18 protein-coding genes are annotated in these 20,887 nt (G+C 24.9%); 8 read left to right on the top strand and 10 right to left on the bottom strand.

Annotation, left to right across the window (positions count from 1 at the left end; all coding sequences use genetic code 11):
• Position 1 precedes the first annotated feature (1 nt).
• The gene (locus AC07E4_RS01590) at positions 2–1,129 is read left to right on the top strand and encodes a LuxE/PaaK family acyltransferase (protein WP_478215584.1); all 1,128 of its coding nucleotides are present in this window, start codon (positions 2–4) and stop codon (positions 1,127–1,129) included.
• Between the two features lie 2 nt (positions 1,130–1,131).
• Positions 1,132–3,777 (top strand): acyl-CoA reductase, encoded by a 2,646-nt coding sequence (locus AC07E4_RS01585; protein ID WP_478215583.1) that lies wholly within the window; start codon positions 1,132–1,134, stop codon positions 3,775–3,777.
• Between the two features lie 201 nt (positions 3,778–3,978).
• Here the strand turns inward: AC07E4_RS01585 and AC07E4_RS01580 are convergent, their stop codons facing one another.
• The 4 genes from AC07E4_RS01580 to AC07E4_RS01565 form a co-directional block, all read right to left on the bottom strand.
• Complete coding sequence (locus AC07E4_RS01580; protein WP_478215582.1) at positions 3,979–4,548, bottom strand: GNAT family N-acetyltransferase; 570 nt, start codon at positions 4,546–4,548, stop codon at positions 3,979–3,981.
• 103 nt (positions 4,549–4,651) lie between these two features.
• Entirely contained in the window at positions 4,652–5,491 is an 840-nt protein-coding gene (locus AC07E4_RS01575; protein ID WP_040327933.1) for a DUF2785 domain-containing protein, read from the bottom strand.
• A 109-nt stretch (positions 5,492–5,600) separates the two neighbouring features.
• Positions 5,601–6,431, bottom strand: a complete 831-nt coding sequence (locus AC07E4_RS01570; RefSeq protein WP_478215581.1) for a DUF2785 domain-containing protein — start codon at positions 6,429–6,431, stop codon at positions 5,601–5,603.
• Positions 6,432–6,459: 28 nt separating this feature from the next.
• The gene (locus tag AC07E4_RS01565; RefSeq protein WP_478215580.1) at positions 6,460–6,933 is read right to left on the bottom strand and encodes a GNAT family N-acetyltransferase; all 474 of its coding nucleotides are present in this window, start codon (positions 6,931–6,933) and stop codon (positions 6,460–6,462) included.
• A 402-nt stretch (positions 6,934–7,335) separates the two neighbouring features.
• Here AC07E4_RS01565 and AC07E4_RS01560 point away from each other — a divergent pair, with 402 nt between their 5' ends.
• The 5 genes from AC07E4_RS01560 to AC07E4_RS01540 all read left to right on the top strand — a co-directional run bounded on the left by AC07E4_RS01560 (position 7,336) and on the right by AC07E4_RS01540 (position 10,452).
• The gene (locus tag AC07E4_RS01560) at positions 7,336–7,743 is read left to right on the top strand and encodes a hypothetical protein (protein WP_040327935.1); all 408 of its coding nucleotides are present in this window, start codon (positions 7,336–7,338) and stop codon (positions 7,741–7,743) included.
• Entirely contained in the window at positions 7,744–8,289 is a 546-nt protein-coding gene (locus AC07E4_RS01555) for a DUF2087 domain-containing protein (protein ID WP_478215579.1), read from the top strand.
• Positions 8,290–8,301: 12 nt separating this feature from the next.
• Positions 8,302–8,880, top strand: coding sequence for a DJ-1/PfpI family protein (locus tag AC07E4_RS01550; protein WP_478215578.1), 579 nt, complete (start codon positions 8,302–8,304; stop codon positions 8,878–8,880).
• Positions 8,881–9,024: 144 nt separating this feature from the next.
• Complete coding sequence (locus AC07E4_RS01545) at positions 9,025–9,762, top strand: hypothetical protein (RefSeq protein ID WP_478215577.1); 738 nt, start codon at positions 9,025–9,027, stop codon at positions 9,760–9,762.
• A gap of 102 nt (positions 9,763–9,864) precedes the next feature.
• A complete protein-coding gene (locus AC07E4_RS01540; RefSeq protein ID WP_040327941.1) occupies positions 9,865–10,452 on the top strand; it encodes a hypothetical protein in 588 nt (195 codons plus the stop codon).
• 42 nt (positions 10,453–10,494) lie between these two features.
• On the opposite strand, the gene AC07E4_RS01535 is transcribed toward AC07E4_RS01540, so the two are convergent.
• From AC07E4_RS01535 to AC07E4_RS01515, 5 genes are all read right to left on the bottom strand, one after another.
• On the bottom strand, positions 10,495–11,850 hold the full coding sequence (locus AC07E4_RS01535) for a nucleotide sugar dehydrogenase (protein ID WP_478215629.1): 1,356 nt from the start codon (positions 11,848–11,850) through the stop codon (positions 10,495–10,497).
• Positions 11,851–12,288: 438 nt separating this feature from the next.
• Positions 12,289–12,750, bottom strand: a complete 462-nt coding sequence (locus tag AC07E4_RS01530; protein WP_478215576.1) for an NUDIX domain-containing protein — start codon at positions 12,748–12,750, stop codon at positions 12,289–12,291.
• A gap of 93 nt (positions 12,751–12,843) precedes the next feature.
• Positions 12,844–13,026 carry a hypothetical protein gene (locus AC07E4_RS01525; protein WP_478215575.1) on the bottom strand — a complete coding sequence of 61 codons (183 nt, stop codon included), beginning with the start codon at positions 13,024–13,026 and terminating at the stop codon, positions 12,844–12,846.
• Between the two features lie 166 nt (positions 13,027–13,192).
• Positions 13,193–14,215, bottom strand: a complete 1,023-nt coding sequence (locus tag AC07E4_RS01520) for a GH25 family lysozyme (RefSeq protein ID WP_478215574.1) — start codon at positions 14,213–14,215, stop codon at positions 13,193–13,195.
• Between the two features lie 840 nt (positions 14,216–15,055).
• A complete protein-coding gene (locus AC07E4_RS01515) occupies positions 15,056–16,480 on the bottom strand; it encodes a phospholipase D-like domain-containing protein (RefSeq protein WP_478215573.1) in 1,425 nt (474 codons plus the stop codon).
• Between the two features lie 1,135 nt (positions 16,481–17,615).
• On the opposite strand from AC07E4_RS01515, the gene hflX reads away from it, so the two are divergent.
• Positions 17,616–19,418: a GTPase HflX gene (hflX, locus tag AC07E4_RS01510; protein WP_478215572.1), complete on the top strand. Its 1,803-nt coding sequence runs from the start codon at positions 17,616–17,618 to the stop codon at positions 19,416–19,418.
• Between the two features lie 51 nt (positions 19,419–19,469).
• Here hflX and AC07E4_RS01505 read toward each other — a convergent pair whose 3' ends face one another.
• Positions 19,470–20,873, bottom strand: a complete 1,404-nt coding sequence (locus AC07E4_RS01505) for a VanZ family protein (RefSeq protein ID WP_478215571.1) — start codon at positions 20,871–20,873, stop codon at positions 19,470–19,472.
• Between the last annotated feature and the right edge of the window lie 14 nt (positions 20,874–20,887).

The following is a 20,887-nucleotide window of genomic DNA, read 5'->3' as shown; positions in this document are numbered from 1 at the left end:
TATGTTTACTAAAATAAATGAACTTTGCTCTCAGATTGAATCCTTTGATTTAAATACAACATCTGAAAAACTTTTTATTGATGCTATGATTGAAAATTATTCATTTCAATTAGAAAAGCAACCTTATATAAAATATTTATATGATAAATCAAATATTGATATTAACTCAATAAAATCTATTGATGATATTTTTAATATACCACCTCTTTTTGTTGAAACTATGAAATACCATGGTTTTTGTAGTGTAAAACCTAAGGATATACACATGACCTTAAAAAGTTCTGGTACTGGTGGTCAAAAAACTCAATCATTTTTTGATAAAGATTCTACTACTAGATTAGAAACCTTATCTTATAATACTTTCAAGAAAATGGGTTACACTAGTTCAAAACCTGTTCACTATTTTGTTATGGCTTATGATATAAGAAAAGCTAGCGATGTAGGTACTTCTTGGAGCGATAATTTTGTTATGTCTTTAGCTCCTAGTAAGTCTACTCATTGGCTTATTGAATGGGATGAAAAGAAAAAAACTTATTATTTTGATGAAAAGAAATGGGCCAGAAAATTTATAGAGCTTTCAAGTGATGCACCCGTTAGATTATTGGGATTTCCAGCTTATATGTACAAGCTTTTAGAAGAAGTTAAAAAACTTAGTACATCAGTTTCTGTTCATGAAGATAGCTTCATTGTAGCTGGTGGTGGTTGGAAAAACCATCTTGGAAAATCAATGACATTAAACGAATTCTCTAATTATATAGAATCTACAATTAAACTTCCATCACAAAATATAGGTGATACTTATGGAATGGCTGAACATGGTGTTCCTTATTGTTCTTGCCCATATGGTCATTATCATATACCTATATATAGTCGTTTAATAGTGAGAGACCCTTTAACCATGAAAATTCAACCAACTTATAAAGAAGGTTTATTGCAATTATTTACACCTTATAATACAGCTCAACCTAATTTATCTGTATTATCAAAGGATGTTGTTACTATAGGTGAAAACTGTCCTTGTGGTATAGATGGACTTTATATAAAATCTATTTCTCGAGGTGGCTTAAAAAAACATAAAGGTTGTTCAATTGCAGCTCAAGAAATTCTTAATAAACAAAAGGAGGCATAGTTATGAATAATAATTTTAAACATGTTTTGTTTGGAAACGTTTTAAATGAATCAAAAGATTTAGACTTAGATGTATTTAAAGAATACTTAAATGAAGAAATTCTTAAAGACAAGTTGAAAAAATTTAATGATGTTCCTATAGATGATATTCTTATTGTCTTAGAAAAAGTTGGTACATTAATATCTGATAAAAACTCTATCTATTTTAAGAAAATAATGAGTTCATTGCCAGATTTGCTTTCTTATTCTCACTCTATGGTTGAAGAAGGTTTATATATTCTTCAAGATATATTAAAAAGAGAAAATCTAAGTAAACGACTGTCTTCACTTGGAAATTATCATTGTTTAGATACATTTGTATATGAATATAATCAAAAGATTAAAAGAGCTATGCCTATAGGTCTTTTATGTCATGTTGCCGCTGGTAATGTTTTTCTAGGTGCAGTAGATTCTTTAATTTATGGAATCATAACTAAAAATATAAATATTTTAAAAGTTTCTAGTCAAGATTTCATATTTCCATCTATATTTTTAGATGCACTTATGGAAGCTGATACAAATAATATAATATATCCATATATATGCTTAACTTACTGGAATAAAGAAAACGAAAAAGTAACCGGTTACATTAAAAGCATTTGTGATGCAATCTTATTATTTGGTGGCGAGGATTCTGTTATAAATTATAAAAATGGCCTTTCAGCAAAAACAAAATTATATGACTTTGGTCCTAAATTAAGCTATGGTTTAGTTTGTAAAAACTTATCTTATGAAGAAATACTTTCTGCCGCTGAAGGTTTTGCAAATGATATTGTTTATTGGGAACAACGGGCTTGTACAAGTTGTCAAAATATTTTTATTGAAGAAGATGAAAATACAGATGTTTTTATAAATGCTTTATATAGTGCTCTAGAGAATCTAAGTTTAAAATGTCCTCAGCCTGAAATAGATTTGCATTCAGCTATTGAAATAAAAAGTGTTCGAGAATTAAATAAATGGAATGAGTTTAATGGTAAAACTAAATTAATTGAAGGTAATAATGCTAATCATACTTTAATAATTCAAAATAGCGATGATATAATTCCTTCGCCATTAAATAGAACAATTTATATCAATAAAATTAAAAATTATAAAGATATATTGCATGGTAATATGACTAATTTTAAATATTATATGTCCACAACTGCTATTGCTTGTAATAACAACATTCAAGATATAATTGAAGATTTTATGAATATTGGTGTCATGCGTTTTTGCAAACCAGGTATGATGTCTAGTAGTGATGATCCAGCTTCACCACATGATGGAATGTACCTTACAAATCTTCTTGTTAAATTTATAAATACAGAAAACATATGTATAGATTCCTTAGGCATAGATTATTTAGATACTAATAAAAAAGATAGAATTTTACTTTCTCGATTAAATAATTTATTGTTAACAGCTAAAAAATCACCTTTCTACAGTGAATTATATAAAGATATTGAATTACCACTGAAATCATTAAATGACTTTAGTAAACTTCCAATCCTTGAGAAAAAGCATTTATTTGAGAATAGTATAGACAAGTCTTCTGTTATGTTAACAGATGTTCCCAATAATGCATACACCTTCTCTGCTGGTGGAACCACTGGGAAAATGAAATATATAAACTATAGTAATTCAGAATTTAAAGAAGCTAAAAAAGTTTTTGGTCAAGGTTTTAGAGCTGCTGGTATAAATGAAAATGACTATGTTGCAAATTATATGAAATCTGGTGCACTTTGGACTGGTTATATAGCTGTAAATGATGGTCTTGAAGAAACAGGATGTAAAATTCTTTCCATAACCTCAAATCAAGATGAAGATGAAACTATAGAATATTTAAAATTATTTAAACCTAATTCAATAATGAGTATCCCTGGAAATATAATACTTCTAGCTCAAAGAATAGAGGAAAAGTCTTTAGATATTACTATTGAAAATATTTATTACAGCGGTGATCATTTAACTGAACCTGCAAAGGAGTATTTAAAGAAAACTTTAAAAGCTAAAAAAATTTGTTCTATGGGTTATGCTGCCGTAGAAACTGGTCCTATTGGCTTTACATGTCCTCACTGTGATGATCGTGAACATCATGTTTGCGAAGATTGGTGCTATTTAGAAAGAAGTACAGATGGTGATGCATTAGTAACAGTTTTAGGAAGAACACTACACCCTATAATTCGCTTTAGAGTTGGCGATAAAATAGACTGGATTGATGAAAAATGTTCTTGTGGACGAACCTCTAAAAAATTCAGATTATTAAGTAGAAGTGACGATATTATTCGATTTAATGCTAGTGATATACATTTGAAACAACTTGATACAGTTATTTCAAAATTTGAGCCATTATCTTCATTTTATCAAGTAACTATTGAGCCATTAGAAAACATGCTTAAATTTAATTGTAATATAGAATTAAAAGATAGTTCTATTAAATTAGACAAAAGTTTACTTGCAAATAAAGTTAAATTTGAACTAAAAAATGAATGTATAGCTCTTAATAAAGACTTAAAAAGTAATTTGATCAAAGAATTAAATGTGAATATATTAAAACCTAAAGAAATAAAACGTGTTTCTAGAACTAATAAATTAAGAAGAGTTGTAGATAAAAGAATTTCTTTATAATTTTTTCTTTTATTATAAAAGGATATACAAATTTTTTAATTTGTATATCCTTAATTTTAAATATTAAAATACTATGTCATTTGTTAATTTTAAATTTACAAACCATTCACTAAGAACCATATTATGATGCTTAATTATTTTATTTGCTTTTAATAATTCACTATCATATGTGCTATGCCCATCTTCGTTATACATTGCATTTTAATTTAATGCTTCACATATATTTGATACATATAATTTATTAAATTCAGAATTTAATATATCCATAAAAACTTCATCAAACTCATTTTCACCATATATAATTACATTTCTTCTTCTTCCAATCTCCTTGAATCCAACTTTTTTACACATATTAATAACTCTATTATTAAAAGAAAAAGTTTCTATCATAATATTTCGCAAGTTAATTACATTAAATGCAAAGTCTAATATTAATTTTGTTGCTTCTGTTCCGATTCCTTTATTTCTTTTATCCTTTTCGCCAATAAATGCTCCCAAAACACCATGTCTATTAATACGAGCTATTCTCATAATTCTTATAATACCAACTGCTTCATCATCTTCAGCATCAACTATATAGAAAGCATATCCTGTATTACTCATATTCTTTAAATATTCTTTTTGTAAATCTGAAGTTATCATATCTGAAATATCTCCAGTTCTTATGGATACTCTTAAATCATTACTCCATTTAGTTACCTTCTCTACATCAGTTTCATCAACTGGTGAAAGATAGCATTTATCTCCAACTATTTTTTTTACAAACCCCATTAATACTCCCCTATAATAAGTTATTTTTCTAATTGCTAATTTAAGTTTAATATAATAATTATCTTAATATAATGTTATAAACATTTCTGTCTTAAACATGATTCTAATAAAAATTTGATGTTTCTCTTAATATTGTATTTATTTCTTCAACAATTTTTTTATCATATCCTAACTTAATTAATCTAAAATATAGACTTCTTAAAAACTTTTTTCTATTTTCTTTTAAATGTCCATCTTCTGGATATTTACCTTTATAATTAACATTTCTAAAACACTGTATCCACTGTAATATTTCATCATTACTTATGATATCTCTGTTTAATATTTCAACAACAATATTAGTTAATCTTTCATCTTCCTCATTAATGTATGTATAATTATCTACACACACTTTTTCTTTTATTGCTTTTAAAATATTACCTATTTCTTTTTTCTTGATGCATTCACATTTTACTAAACTACATAATGCATCAGCCGTATGAGCAACAGAATGAGCCCACCCCTTTTCATTTACATAACCTCTCAAATCTTTTTCTTCTATAAAATAATTTAAAACTTTATTGTACACATCAATTATTTCATTATTATTTAAAAACTTAGTTTTCTCTCCATTGTTAGCCATAATAATATCATCTATAACTAAAACACTAAACGCTCTATTAAACACTGAGTCATCTTCAATGTTGCCAATTTTGTAAAATAAATGATCTTCACTTAAACATATTTCTAAAAGTTTCTTCATCTCATCATTTGAAATTTTTCTATCTTTTATTATGTAAAAGATTAATGTAAATATAAAATTATCCCTAAGTTCTGAATCAATAGTCCCTATATTTTTCATCATATTTAATACTAAATCATATACTTCAACTTCTTTTGGAATTTCAAAATTATTATTTTTTATATTTATAAGATATTCTTTTAAATTATCTCTATAATCCATCCTTCACACCCCATAATTAGAATTTTAAAGAAAATTCTTATATATTTTTTTATAGTTTCCTCAGTATTTGTAAAGTTTATTTCATTTTTCTGTTCCTCCAATAACCTATTTAAAAATATGCTGGTAGCATATCAATTTGTTTTTCTATGTTAGAAATAAAATTTTTGTCATAATTTAAATTTTTAAATCTAAAATATAAACTTCTTAAAAATATCTTTATATTTTCTCTTAAATGTTCTTCCTCATTAGTATATTTTTTATCTTTTATATAAAAACTCTTTATCCAATTTATCATTTCTTCATCACTTATAATTTTTCTATCTAATACACAAGTAACTGTTCTTGCAAGCCTTTCATCTTCTTGATTTATATAAGTATAGTAATCTATAAATACTTTTTCTCTTACAACTTCTAAAATTTTAATTAACTCTTCATGTCCTGTTGCTTTAGATTCTGCTAAAACACATAGTACGTCAGATGTATGAGCACTTGAATGAGCCCATCCCTTAATATTAACATACCCGCGTACATCTCTTTCTAAATTAGTGTATCTTAATATTTTTCTATAAACATCTAATACTTTTTCATCTTTAATAAATTGTTTTTCACATTGATTATTGGTATATATAATTACTTCTATTGCTAATAAAGTAAATGTTCGTTTAAATACTGAATCATCAGAAGTTTTTCCTATATTATAAAATAAATAATCTTTTCCTAAACAAATATCTAAAAGTTTCATTATTTCATCTTTTGATATCCTATTTTCTATAATTATTTTAATAAGTAATGTAAGTATTAAATCATCTCTAAATTCTGAATCAGTAGACCCTATATTTCTCAGCATTTCTAAAGTTAGCTCATAATTGTTGATATCTTCTTGAATTGTCCAATCATTTTCTCTTATACTTTTAATTGTTTCTTTCAAATTTGATTTCATTTACATATTCTCACTTTCTTATTTTTATTCACACATTTTTAATCATAGTTATAAACTCATATTTTTCATCATTTATAGTTTGAATATATCTACCTACTTCTTTAAACCCAATTTTTTTGTATACTTTTATAGCTCTATTATTAAAGTTGGCAACAGATAATTTTATTTGTTTTCCTTCAAAACCAAGTTCCAGTAAACCATATTCAATACCAGCTTTTACATAATGTTCTCCTATACCTTTACCTGTTAAACTAGGCTTTAATCCTAAACCAATTTCCATAACATCCATATTAAAATTATAAGTAAACATACCTATAAGATTTTCTTCCTCATCTAATGCCACATAATAATTATCCCAGTTGTCATTTTCTATTATTTCTAGAAAATCTTCTAAATCTTCTTTATCAAATTCCATATCATAAAAAGAATACTTTCCATCATAGTGCCATTTTAAAATTTCTTTAGCATACTTTTTCTGCATTTTTTTAAAATTAAAATTCATAATTTTCCCTCTATTCTGACTGCTATTTGTTATTAAATTTTAAATTTCTAAAAAATAATAGACAAATTAGCTAAAATTTTTTAGAAATTTAAATCCAGTAATTCCTTACAAAGTTAAATTATTCAATAAACCTTGTAACTACTATAATATCATTATTTGGTCTACATTAGAATTTAAATTTATTTGTCTACATAGATATATTCATTTGAAAATAATTCTTTTCATAACTTAAAGTTTACCTTTAAAGTACTTCTTTCTCTATTAATAAAAATTTAATTTCTCAATTTTCTAAATATATTGACTAATATTGAAATGCTTATTATAATTTAATTAGATGATTATAGAAATACATTTAATTATTTCTATTTTATATTTATATAATCATATATGGAGGTAACAATTATGATAATTATTGAAGAATTAAGAAAAGATTATTTAGAAGAACTTACTACTTTGATGACAAATTTTAAAAACAATGCTACAACCTTATCAAATGAAAACCGCAATGATGAAGCAATACTTGAAAATATTAAAATTAATATCTGTAAGATTTTTTCTACTGTATTCAATGTAAGTTATAAACAAAGTTGTATTAATAAAACCTCTGAAAATATAGAACTTAAAAATTTATTTAATAACTATATTGATTTTTTTAATAAACTTCCAAAGTCTTGGAAAGAAAAATTAATAAAAGATGAAGAATTTGGAATGATAGATGAATACTACAAAGAAAAAGTTAAATTAGAAACTGCAAATGAAATAAAGCAAATATTTATAAACTGCTTTAATAAGTATTATAAGGAGAATTAAATGGATATTGATTGTATAAAGATATTTAAATGCCTTTCCGATAAATCTCGTCTTCTAATAATAGATAATTTATCAAAATCACCTATGTATGTTGAGTTATTAGCTGAAAGATTAGATTTATCAGCATCTACAGTATCTTTTCATTTAAAAAAACTTGAAGATGCAAAATTAGTATCTTCTACTAAGGAACAATATTATACTTTATATCATTTAAATAGCACTATACTTGCATTAAGTTTAAATGATGTAATTAATATGAACACTTTTGAAAGTGATATACAAATAAAGCGTGAAAATGAGTATAAAAATAATGTTTTGAATTCGTTTTTTGAATATGGAAAGCTAAGATCTATTCCTGTTCAGCAAAAGAAAAGAAAAATTATCTTAGAAGAAATAGGCAAAAACTTTTTTCCTAATAAAAAATATACTGAAAAAGAAGTTAATCTAATCCTTGCTGACTTTTATGATGATTTTTGTGCTTTACGTAGAGGCCTTATTGAAGAAAAAATCCTTAAAAGGGAAAATAATATATATGAGTTAAATTAGGAGGATTTATTTATGGGGAAAATATTACTATTCATTTATGATGAAATGGCTGATTTTGAAGTTAACTTTTTAGTTCATAATTTAAGTGCTAACTTAAATAAAGATATTATTTCAATATCTTATGAAAGTAAATTAATTAAAAGTAAATCAGGGCTTATTTATAAATCATCAAACCTTGTTAGTGATGTCTTAATTGAAGATGTTGATGCTTTAATTATTCCTGGTGGTTGGAATTTAGAATTACGCCCAGAATTAATAACATTAATACAAAAGTTAGATAAAAACAATAAACTTATAGGTGCCATATGTTCAGCTCCACTATTTCTTGCTAAAGCTTCCATTCTAGATAATAAAAAATACACAACATCAATTACTACTTGGACTGACTCACATATAAAACAATTTAATGAAATAGATGACCCATTTCCTAGGAAAAACTTTATTTATGATAGAGTTGTAAAAGATACCAATATTATAACTGCTCAAGGATATGCATTTATAGACTTTGCTATTGAAATTTTAGATTATTTTAAAATGTTTGAAGATGAAAATGATAAAATTGAATTTATAAAAATAATAACTAATAAGTAGCTTAGTGACAGTCATTATTATTAATGACTGTTATTTTTAATATATTTTTTCAATTTAAATTGTTAAATTTTTATTAAAACAATATTTCAAAATATATATATGGTAAAATATGTATGTAATTAAAAATATTTTGGAGGTCTTATTATGTTTAAAAAGTTTTTAAGTGTAATTATGGCTATTGCAATTACACTTTCATTATCATCTCCTGCTTTTGCCTCAGATGATAATTCACAAAAGAATAATGACTTTATAAAAACTTCATCTGGGGAAGTAGTTAGTAAAAATGAGGTAAAAAAATATCTTAATTCTACTTCAGATTTTGATAAAGATTTAATAAATAGCATTCTAAATGATGTTAATAATAATTTGCTAAATAAAAATAATAATGATTCCAACTTATACAATGTTCCAATGTCAACTTCAGATACTGGTGCTGCTTGGGATTATACTTCTGTTACAACTACTAAAATAAATTGTTATGGATATGCATCAAGATTTAATGCATTTTTAAATCCTGGTGATTTATATTATTCATCTGGTAGCCCTATTGGAAGAGGTCAAAAGGCTGATGTAAATACAGTTGCCAAATATGTTTTAAATGATTTATCTAAAGCTAACAGATCTAGCCGTTTAATAAATTCTGCAACAGCACCTATAAATTCTAATGAGTATAGAATTGCATTAAGAGTTGGTTATCAACAAGGCATGTATGATTATCATTTTATGTTACAATGCAGTGATGGTGGCTGGTGTCATAAACCTGGTCAAACTCCATCTCAATACTTAGGAATGATAAATCCTAGTACTTATAGTTGGGATTTAGGAACTTATATTAAAAATTTCTATAATAGTGATACTATTTATATAGCTGTTGTAAAATAATTTAACAAATACTTTTATAAAGTCTACAATAATTTACTAAATAAATATATTATTGTAGATTTTTAATTTATAAAAATTCCATACTTTATGCAGGTGTAATATATGAAAAAATTTTTATTAACAATTTTAATATGTGTTTTTGCAATAATAACCACAATTTTCTATTATAATCTTAATATTAAATCTTATATAGGAGTTGATACATTGAATATATTAAAGCCTAACATACCTATTGATATACGAAAATTGATTTCTTTATCGTTAAAAAAAGAATCTATTGATGAAACTTATGGATCTCCACTTGTAACACGTAAACTTACAAATATAACTTATGAAATACGAAAACTTAAGGATGGTAGCAAACTTATTGTTTCCTATGATAATGACACCAACAACGTGCTTGATATATGGCAATTAAACAAATTCTTGACTAAATGTTGTTTTAATAATATTATCCCTTCACAATCAACCTTTAAGGATATTCTTAAAATAGATCCCTACACAACAATAATAGAAACTTCTGATGGAAATGCCATTAGTGAACATAAATTACGTAACTCTGAAATTTTAGATATAACTTATTCAAAGAAAAATAATCATTGGATTGTTGAAAGTATGAACTTTTCTTCTTCAGAAATTTTAGACATCTCTAATTTGATAATACCTGAAGACTTATATCTCTTAAAATAAAAATGGATCATATTTTCTTATATGATCCACTTAAGCCGTTTGTTATAAACTCCAGTACATTATATTTTCTTTAAAAGCTTCATCTTTATCTATAATACCTTTAACATCTATTAAAACTAAGTGTTTTTCTTCATTATTTATATCTACTGCAACTTCATCTAACACTTGTTCTTTTTCATATAATTTTATTAAATCTTTAACTTCTAGATTTCTATATTCACTATGAGATACAGCAATTATTATTGCATCAACATTTTTTATTTCTTTTAGATCTACTAAAGCTAAATTATAATACTTTTTCACTTCTTCTTTATCTGCATATGGATCAGTCACAATTACATCTATATCATATTCTTTTAATTCACTAATGATATCTATAACCTTTGAATTTCTAGTATCAGGACAATCCTCTTTAAATGTCATTCCTAATACAGCTACTTTAGAACCTTTTATCCTTTTATCTGCTTTTATTAAGCTTTTAACTGTATTTTCCACTACAAACTTTGCCATACTATCATTTATTCTTCTTCCTGCTGAAATTACCTGAGATTCTATTCCTGCTTTTTTAGCACTATATATCAAATAGTATGGATCTACAGCTATGCAATGTCCGCCAACTAATCCTGGATTTAACTTTATAAAATTAAACTTTGTAGATGCAGCATCTATTACATCTTTAGTGTCTATATTCATTTTATTAAATATAATAGATAGCTCGTTCATAAATGCAATATTTATATCTCTTTGTGCATTTTCAATTGCTTTTGCAGCTTCTGCAACTTTTATACTTTTAGCTCTATAAACTCCAGCTTCTATTACAAGTTCATATACATTAGCTACATCATTTAAAGTTTCATCATCCATTCCTGAAACTACTTTCACTATTTTCTCCAATCTTTTTACTTTATCACCTGGGTTAATTCTTTCTGGAGAGTATCCAATCTTAAAATCTACTCCACATTTTAATCCTGATTTTTCTTCTAATATTGGCACACATATATCTTCTGTAACTCCTGGGTATACAGTTGATTCATATACAACAATTGATCCTTTAGTTAAATTTCTTCCTATTATCTCACTTGCTGATATTACAGGCGATAAATCTGGAGTATTATCATCTTTGATTGGTGTTGGTACTGATACTATATGAAATTTGCATTCTTTCAGATCCTTTTCTTCACTAGTAAAATAAATAGTTGATTTTTTTATTTTTTCTTCTCCAACCTCATTTGTTGGATCTATTCCTAACTTATATTTATTTATCTTTTCAGAATTAACATCAAATCCCACAACTTTTACTTTTCTATCAAATGCTATTGCTAAAGGCAATCCTACATAACCTAATCCAACTACAGCAAGCTTTGTGTTTTGGTCTACTAGTTCACTTAACATATTAATAACTTCCCCCATCTATAGTTAATATTATAGGAAAATATTTTAAATTTAATATATTCACAAGCTAGTTTTAACTTAAAGATTGTTCAAATATTAAAATTATTTTTAAACACTATACTGACATCTATAACATTAACTTTTATATTATAAAAATAAATTTATTGTAAATTAATTTTACTCTTCTTTCATAGTATTTTTTGTTGAATCATAGCTTTATCTTTGTAACATATAGGTTAACTTTTAATATATTCGTAACATCTGCGATCTATTACATATTTTTTAAATTAATTTTATAGTTTAATTATTAATTGCATGAAAATAATTTTAAAATAGCAATACTTAGAATCTTAATTTTAATATTCACCTTCAATTTTCAATTAAATTAATTAGAATTTTTATTTAATACTTTTACAATTTTATTTTTCACCATGTAACCCTATATCACTTTAATATTTCCTTCCACTCTAATGTATTTTTATCTTTAAATATAAAATATTCATTAATACTTTTGTTAAACATAATATCTATCATTTTATCAAATCCATCTGCTAAATTTAATGAATAAATCTCATCATAATTCACCCAAAAGACATCTCCCTCTTCTCCATCTTCAATTAAAGTTCCACTATAAAAGCTTGTTTTTAAAAGTACTACCATATACCTTTTATTCTCTTCATCTATATACCAGTCCTTTATACCACAAATCTCTAAATTATTAATATCAAGCCCTGTTTCTTCTTTAACTTCTCTTACAGCGGAATCAATTATTGATTCTCCCTTTTCTACATGCCCCCCTGGAAATGCAATTCCTGTCCATCCACCCTTAACTCTATTTTGAACAAGAACTTTATTATCTTTTTCATTTATTATCATAACCATATTGGTTAATTCTAAATTTTCCATAAAACCCACCCCTAAAATTTTTCTCATAAATTTAATTAATATATATAATTATAAAAGGACTAAATTTTTCTATTTAGTCCTTTTATAATTTATTTATATTCCACTTTCCATATATCCTTTAACAAATCCTCTTGCAAAGCTAGGAAGTATATACACTAAGCATAATAAAATCATCCCTATACCTATGTATTTATATGCTTTTTTACCTCTACTTTTCCCTACCATTATAAAAAATATTGCCAAAACTAAACCTAATATTGTTATAATATCTCCCATGTAAATATCCCCCTTAGTTTTCTAATCTCTAACATTATAATATATATTGCTATATTTTTCAAAATTTTCTTTGTTTTGTATTGCTATTTATTCACTAATAATGTACGTCAAAAAACTCTTAGTAGCATTAAACTATTAAGAGTTTTTAAAGTTTTTATTTAAAATTCTAAACTAAACTAGCTGCATCTTTTAAACTTGTATATCTATCTGAACCAGGTTTTCCACCTATAGTTATTATTTTATCAGCTTTTAATCCACTAGCTTCAAAATCACTTTTTTTCATCATAGGACATTGATTTTTTTGTGCTACATATATAGCTGCATTTGCATCCATATCACCAACATAAAGTACTATTGTTTTCATATCCACTGACTCCTTTCTACTATTATCCTTTCCAAACTCTGTTTTTATATAATTTGAACTTACATATCCCCCACTGTTTCCAAAATAAATTGAATACCAATTATCTACTTTTTTATCTATTTTTATAACTTGTCCATCGGTTAATGTTCCTATTATCTCTCCATCTGGTTTATTTCGAACATTTAATACATTAGCTGTAACAATTCCTTCATTTTTTTCAAGAGTTACCTCACCATTAAAAATTCCATTAGTAAATTCATCAAGATCACAATTTCCGCTTACACCTGAAACTTGTCCCTGATCACTATATTGAAATCCTACCCATGATGACCAAATAGGATTATCTCCTGGAGTATTAACACCATAATGAGCTATCCAAACTGGATATTTTGAAAGTCTTGAATCTAAAGCTCCATTGGCAAAAGATGTGTAAGTGTATACTACAACATTTTTTCCTGTTAATCTTTTTACTTCTTCTAAAAATGTTATACATGCACTAGTTAGTGTACTTACATCCATCCCACAATCTGATTCTATATCCAATGCTAATAAACAATCTGAAACTTTATTTTTAATGCATTCTACAAACCATCGAGCCTCACCTATAGCATCTCCTCTAAAAAAGTGATAAAATCCAACTTTTAATCCTTGTCCCTTAGCATTACTATAATTTTGTTCTAGAGATGTATCTTTATAGTTTGTACCTTCACTAGCTTTCATATAAACAATGTTTATTCCATAATTTTTAACCTGACTAAAATCTACATTTCCTTGCCAATTAGAAATGTCTATTCCTTGGTAATTTGAGGAACTTCTACTTTGCATAACTTTTTCCTCCTTAAATTACATTGTAATAATTGTATATAAATCTTTATTATCTATAGTGGACTTTAATATATTATTATTTTTACTACACTTTATTATATTATTTAATACAAATTAGTGACTCACATATATTTACAATATAATTTTTTCAAATATAAATCTTATAATAATCTTGTAAAAATATACTAAATATAAAAATTTTAAATTCAATATGATTACATTTTTCTATTCTACTCAACTATACAATCTAAGTTATATTAATAATTACGTTTTTAATAATGTTATTAATATTTATTTGAATATTTTAAATAAATTGAATTTAATGTAATTTTGTTGTAATATGAGTTCATTACAGTATAGAAAGGATTTTGTCATGAATTTTTATAAAAATTTTATTTTAAATCTTTTTTTATTTATAATAACTATACTAATAGTGTTACTAAATATGCGTATAGAAATCATTTACCCTATATCATTGAGTTTTTCAAACTTTATTTTTCGTTTAATAATTTTATTAGTATTTTCATTTTGTCAGATATTATATATAAATAAAACTGTAAGCAACAAATCTGTTACTTATTACTTACTAGGACTTTTATTTCTAGAACTTATTTATATTAAAGACTCAACTAGATCAGATATAAATTTTATAATGCATTATGATGGTATAATTTGTATATTTATATGTATAATTTTATTATTTCTCCTATTAATGAATTTCAAAAAAATTTTTAATTATAATCAAAAATAGTATATATTACAAATTTATATAATCCCTCTAAAATAACATAATCTATTTTAGAAGGATTTATTATCTTTAATAATGTGAATCATTACAACTTATAATAAGAATTCAAAAAATTTAGCATAAAGTGATGTAAATTCTAATGCTACTTTTTTTAATTTTCCTATTTCTCTCTTATATATACTTTTTTGTGACACTTCATATTTTCCATTTTTACCTACAATTAAACTTTTATCCATATATTTATTTACTACTTTTCTTAATTCATTATTTAATTCTTTACTATTTATGACTAACATTGTTTCTGTACTTAAATATGCACTTCTTGGATCTAAATTAAATGAACCTATTAAACTTATATCATCATCTATCATATATGTCTTTGCATGAATGGAATATTCTCCATGATATTCGTAAATATTAGCACCTGATTTTACAATTTTATCTCTATAGTTTAAGTATCCTCCATATGCTGGTAAGTTAGGTGTTGATGCTTCTGAATTAGTTAATACATCTATCCTTACATTATTTTTGTTATTAAATATATCCTGCATATTTTTATCTCCTAGAACAATATATGGGCTTTGTATAAAAACCTTATTTTTTGCATTTTTTATAAGTTCTTTTACTTCATACAATATCCAAGGTTCCTTTTTAAATCTATTAACTGGATTATGAATAAATGTTATTTTATTAGTTTCACATGTAAACTCTTCCCAATTTATATTTGACTCAAAATATTTTCCATATTTTCTTTTTATAAAATCTATATTTTCTTTTAATTCAATATTTCTATGTTTACCCTCATTTACTTGTTTCTTTGATAACCATTTTACATACGATTTACTATACTTTCCATTAAAATTGTCATTAAAATATTGTGAAACCTGAAGCAATACACTATCTTTACTTGTTTTATCACTATTGTAAACAAGCACATCTCTATCATAGGTAATTTCTCCATCATAATTTTCAGGTCCCCAAAACCTATCCCCTATATTTCTTCCTCCAAGTATAACAATTTCATTATCTGAAATAATATATTTTTCATGTAGTCTATTATTTATACGCCACGGCATGAATATTTTCAGTGGTTCATACTTTTTAACTTCAATATTAGGATGATTACAAAGTGCATATATACTTGCATCATCTTTATATTTTACCGTTGTTGTCATTCCATCTAGTAATATTCTTACATTTACTCCTCTATCTGCGGCATCTAATATAAGACCTATAAATGCTTCTGTTGACCCATCATTTTCTATGGCATAATAAGCTATATCTAAAGTTTCTTTTGTGTTTGCTATTACATTCATTCTTGTTAATGCTGCATCTTTAGGTGAATCTACTACTAATGCTCTATCTGGTCCAACATTATTTGAATAAAATCTTTCTACATTATAAGTATTCTTATATTCTTCACTAACGTCTTTGTTAAAATCAAAAATTAATACTCCAAATACAAGAAAATAACATACTATCATAAGTAATATCCATTTAATTGAATGTTTAATCATATAAATATTCACCTCAATTTAACTATGCTCTAACCACTAAACTACATTTCTATATAAGTTATTATTTACCATAATATATGCTAATTAATATTTAAGTTTACTTTATATATATTAATTATTATAAATTTAATAATTTTATATACTATAGGGTTACAAATTCGAAGTTTAAATAACATCTTTATCAAGTGATATTATTAAGCTTACATTTTCTTCTATTATTCATGTTGGAAATAAATTAAAAAGTAAGAGTGAAGAGTGAAAAGTGATGGTGAATATTAATCACTTCGTTCTTAATATTTAAAATAGAAATGCATAAAAACTAAGTTTTTATATTGTGTTTAAATAATTTGCTTTGCAAATCTAATAAAAAATCATTCTTTAAAATTGGATCTTCAATTTTTACATTCACTTTCAACTTTCAATTTTCCATTTTTAATTAAATTAATTAGAATTCCCAAATGCAACAAAAATAATTGTACTTTTCAACTTGGAACCCTATATAGGGTTCCAAGTCCAAAGTTAAATCAACATATTTATAAGTTGTTAATTTTTGTACAATATTATCTACACCTGAAATCATTGCAAATGAAAGTAAAAAACTTTTAGATGAAATTTATACTATTAGTTAACAAAATATTCTTAATATTTTCATGGAATATTTTTACTTTTTGTTTTTTTATATGATATAATAAATTTATCAAATGTATAAAAAATATATTAGTTTTGGAAGGAGACTTAATAATGTTAATTAATAATAATAGAATTAAAAACTATTCAAATAATAAAATATTTAGTCTACCGTCAAAAGCTAATATTATAAATTAAACATAATAATATTTAGTTTATTAAATTTGTGAATTTTGACCGTAGGCTTAGCACCTGCGGTTTTTAATTTTAGAAATTAAATTTATAATTAAGTTTATTTTTATTTTATATAAACTTACTATATAAATTTAATTAAATTATTAACATGTTAAATAGCTAATATTTTAGCCGCAAAGTGTATTGCTTTATTGCAATATGGTTTTTGCGGCTTTTATTTTTTATAAAATGTAGGAGGATCATTAGAATGAGCTTAAAAATTTTATAACTATAATAATTTCTTAAATTTTTATTTTGAAACGGAGGATTTTATATGATAACTGGAAATATAGATGGAGTAAAAAAATTTATACTTGAAAGGCTTGAAAAATTATTTGAATTAAAAATAGATAAAAACTGCATTGTTTCTTACGAATTGATACGTGAATTAAATACCATTAGTAACTTACTAAAAAAAGAACTTAATGTGGTAATTGATAGACGTGGCAATATAACCAATATTTCAATAGGCAATATTAATACAGTAAAAATAAACATTACTGAAATTTCAGCCAATAAATTAAGTGGTTTTAGAGTTATTCATACTCATTTACCTATGAATAATAAAACTTCTTCAATAGATACTTCTTTATTATTATCACTAAAATTAGATGCTTTCTTATCTGTAGTAACTAATGATAATATTAATGATTGTAAAATAAATATGGCTTTTTGTGATATATGCGATAATATTTTAACATCTAAAATTATAGAAACACAAACATTAGAAGAAGTTCTTGACTTAAATTTTTTAGAAAAAGTTTCTTATATTGAAAAAAATATATTATCTTTAAATCTTACAGATAACACTAAAGAAAGAGCTCTTTTAATAGGTACTGACACTTTAGAAAGTCTTAAAGAACTATATAATCTTTCTTTAGCTTGTAATATTGTGCCTTTAGAAAAAATATTTCAAAAAAGGAGTACTATAAATCCAACTTATTATATAGGTGAAGGTAAACTTAATGAAATACTAACTATTAAACAAGTAAAAAATGCAAATTTAATAATTTTTGATGATGAACTTTCTGGTTCTCAAGTTAGAAACTTAGAAAATGTTTTAAATTGCAAAGTTATTGATAGAACAAATTTAATATTAGATATATTTGCTAAACGTGCAAAAACTAAAGAAAGCATGCTTCAAGTAGAACTTGCAATGCTTAATCATAAACTTCCTAGATTAAGAAATTCCAATGCTAATCTTGATAAAATAAAAGGTGGTGTTGGTGTTAAAGGAGGTATTGGTTCAAGAGGTCCTGGTGAGAAGAAACTTGAATCTGATAAACGTCATATTGAACAACGAATAGAAGACATAAAAAATGAACTTTCTAAAATAGTTGACACTAGAGGTGTTCAAAAAGTTAAACGTGTTAAAAATAATATAAGTAGTGTAGCTATCGTTGGATATACTAACGCAGGAAAATCAACACTTAGAAATCAGCTTTGTAAGGCATCAGCATCTAATACTATAAGTAAAAAAGATGTTTTTGAAGCAGATATGCTATTTGCCACATTAGATACTACAATAAGAGCTATAACTTTAAATGACAGTAGAAAAATTACAATTTCTGATACTGTAGGATTTATAAACAAACTTCCTCATGAACTTGTTGAAGCATTTAAATCTACATTAGAAGAAGTTGTAGATGCTGATTTACTTTTACACGTAGTTGATGCATCAAATAAAAATGTTTTATCTCAAATTAACTCTGTTAACACTGTACTCGATGAGCTTGGTGCTAAATATAAAAATACTATACTTGTACTAAATAAAATTGATAATGTTTCTACTGAAAACTTAAATACATTAAAAGAAGTTCTAAAGGATAAAAAATTAATTGAAGTTAGTGCATTAAACAATATAAATTTAGATAAATTACTAGACATTATAGGTGAGGAAATTCCTATTAATATGAGTGAAAAGGAATTTGTCATTCCATATGACAGTCAGCATTTAATTCCTATTCTTCATAAATATTCTAATATTATTAAAGAAGAATTCACCGAAGATGGAACTTATATAAAAACACTTCTTAATGAAGAAATTTATAAAAAATGTAGTAATTTTGAAATTTAGAAATCCAATAAAATAATGAGGACTACTTAAGTTAAGTAGTCCTCTAATATTTTATTTAGTTGCATCAATATTTGGTTTCCATTCATATTCATTGTTACTTTCTGCTTTTAAGGTGGATTCTATCTTCCAAGTAGGAATTAAAAATCCTGTATCCTTATTAAAATAATATGATGCATTTATTTCTGATACATATGCTGTTCCATTCCAATCACCAACACCAACATCACATGCAATATCAATTGATTTTCTAGGTGAAATAGTTTCCACGTCCTTATATTTCTTAAAATTTACTCTATTGTCATCAATACTTAAAAGTCTGCCATTCTCACCAAGTGCTACAGCTAAATCTCCCCAAACTATTTCATTTTCATTGTTTTTTCTATCTGTAAAAATTAAATGCAAATTATCATCTCCATATTCATTTGAAATTTCTTTGAATTTTACATTTTCTTTTTTTATTCCAAACTTTTCAAGATGCTCTATAGCCAATTTAACTGCATCATCACCTTTTAGTAATTTTGATTTATTAACTTCTAATTCTTCACCATAATTATAGTCTACGCTCCATCTATTATAGTCATAAATAAATATTCTCTTACTCTCTCCATTTTTTAAAACATAAGTATCATTTTCATTATAAAACTCTCCTGAAAATCCTGTTAAACTTATAAGTCTACTTTTCAAATCCTCAATAGATTCTTTCTTTTCATACTTATATACAATTCCTGTACTTTCTTCATTACTAATATTATCACTAACTTCTACTTTTTTAGGTTTTAAATGCCCATAATATACATAACCTAATTCACTCTTAACATTTATAATTTTTATAATTACAAATGGACTTATAGTTAAAACTATAACTATAAAAGCTCCAATTAATTTTATTGAATATTTTTTTATTCCTATAACCTTTCCATGCTTTTTTTCTTTAATTAAGTAGTAAATTCCATAACAAATAACATATATAGAAAATCCTAAAACTCCACCTAATGTATTTGCTATAATATCATCAATATCGGCACTTCTCTCTGTTAAAAGTTGACTTAGCTCAGTAACAAATGTAATACCAAAGGATACTATAAATACTTTTATAAAATTGCTACATTTTTTAAAAACAATAGGAATTAAAATTCCAAGTGGTACACACATTGCTATATTAAGCAATATTTGACTAATCAAACCTGCGTTATTCAATCCATATTTTGCACCTATATAAAAAGGCTGTAATGGTTGTAAGTTTATCCTTTCACCTAATCCATTTCCAAAGGTCATAATTTGTGTAACATATAAAAACATTACACTCCACCCAACAAGTGTAAACTCAGCAACACTCTTATATTTTGATGGCTTTTTCCTCTTATTTTTTATTAATTTACATATTATAAAATAAATAATTAAAGTAATTGCAAATACTATTGGAAATATCGGCATTACTTCCATAATATAATTCATGGACTTTCCCCCTA

This window comes from Clostridium amazonense, assembly GCF_056431285.1.
The sequence above is the reverse complement of the archived record's forward strand: the minus strand, read 5'-3'. Positions and strand labels throughout refer to the sequence as shown.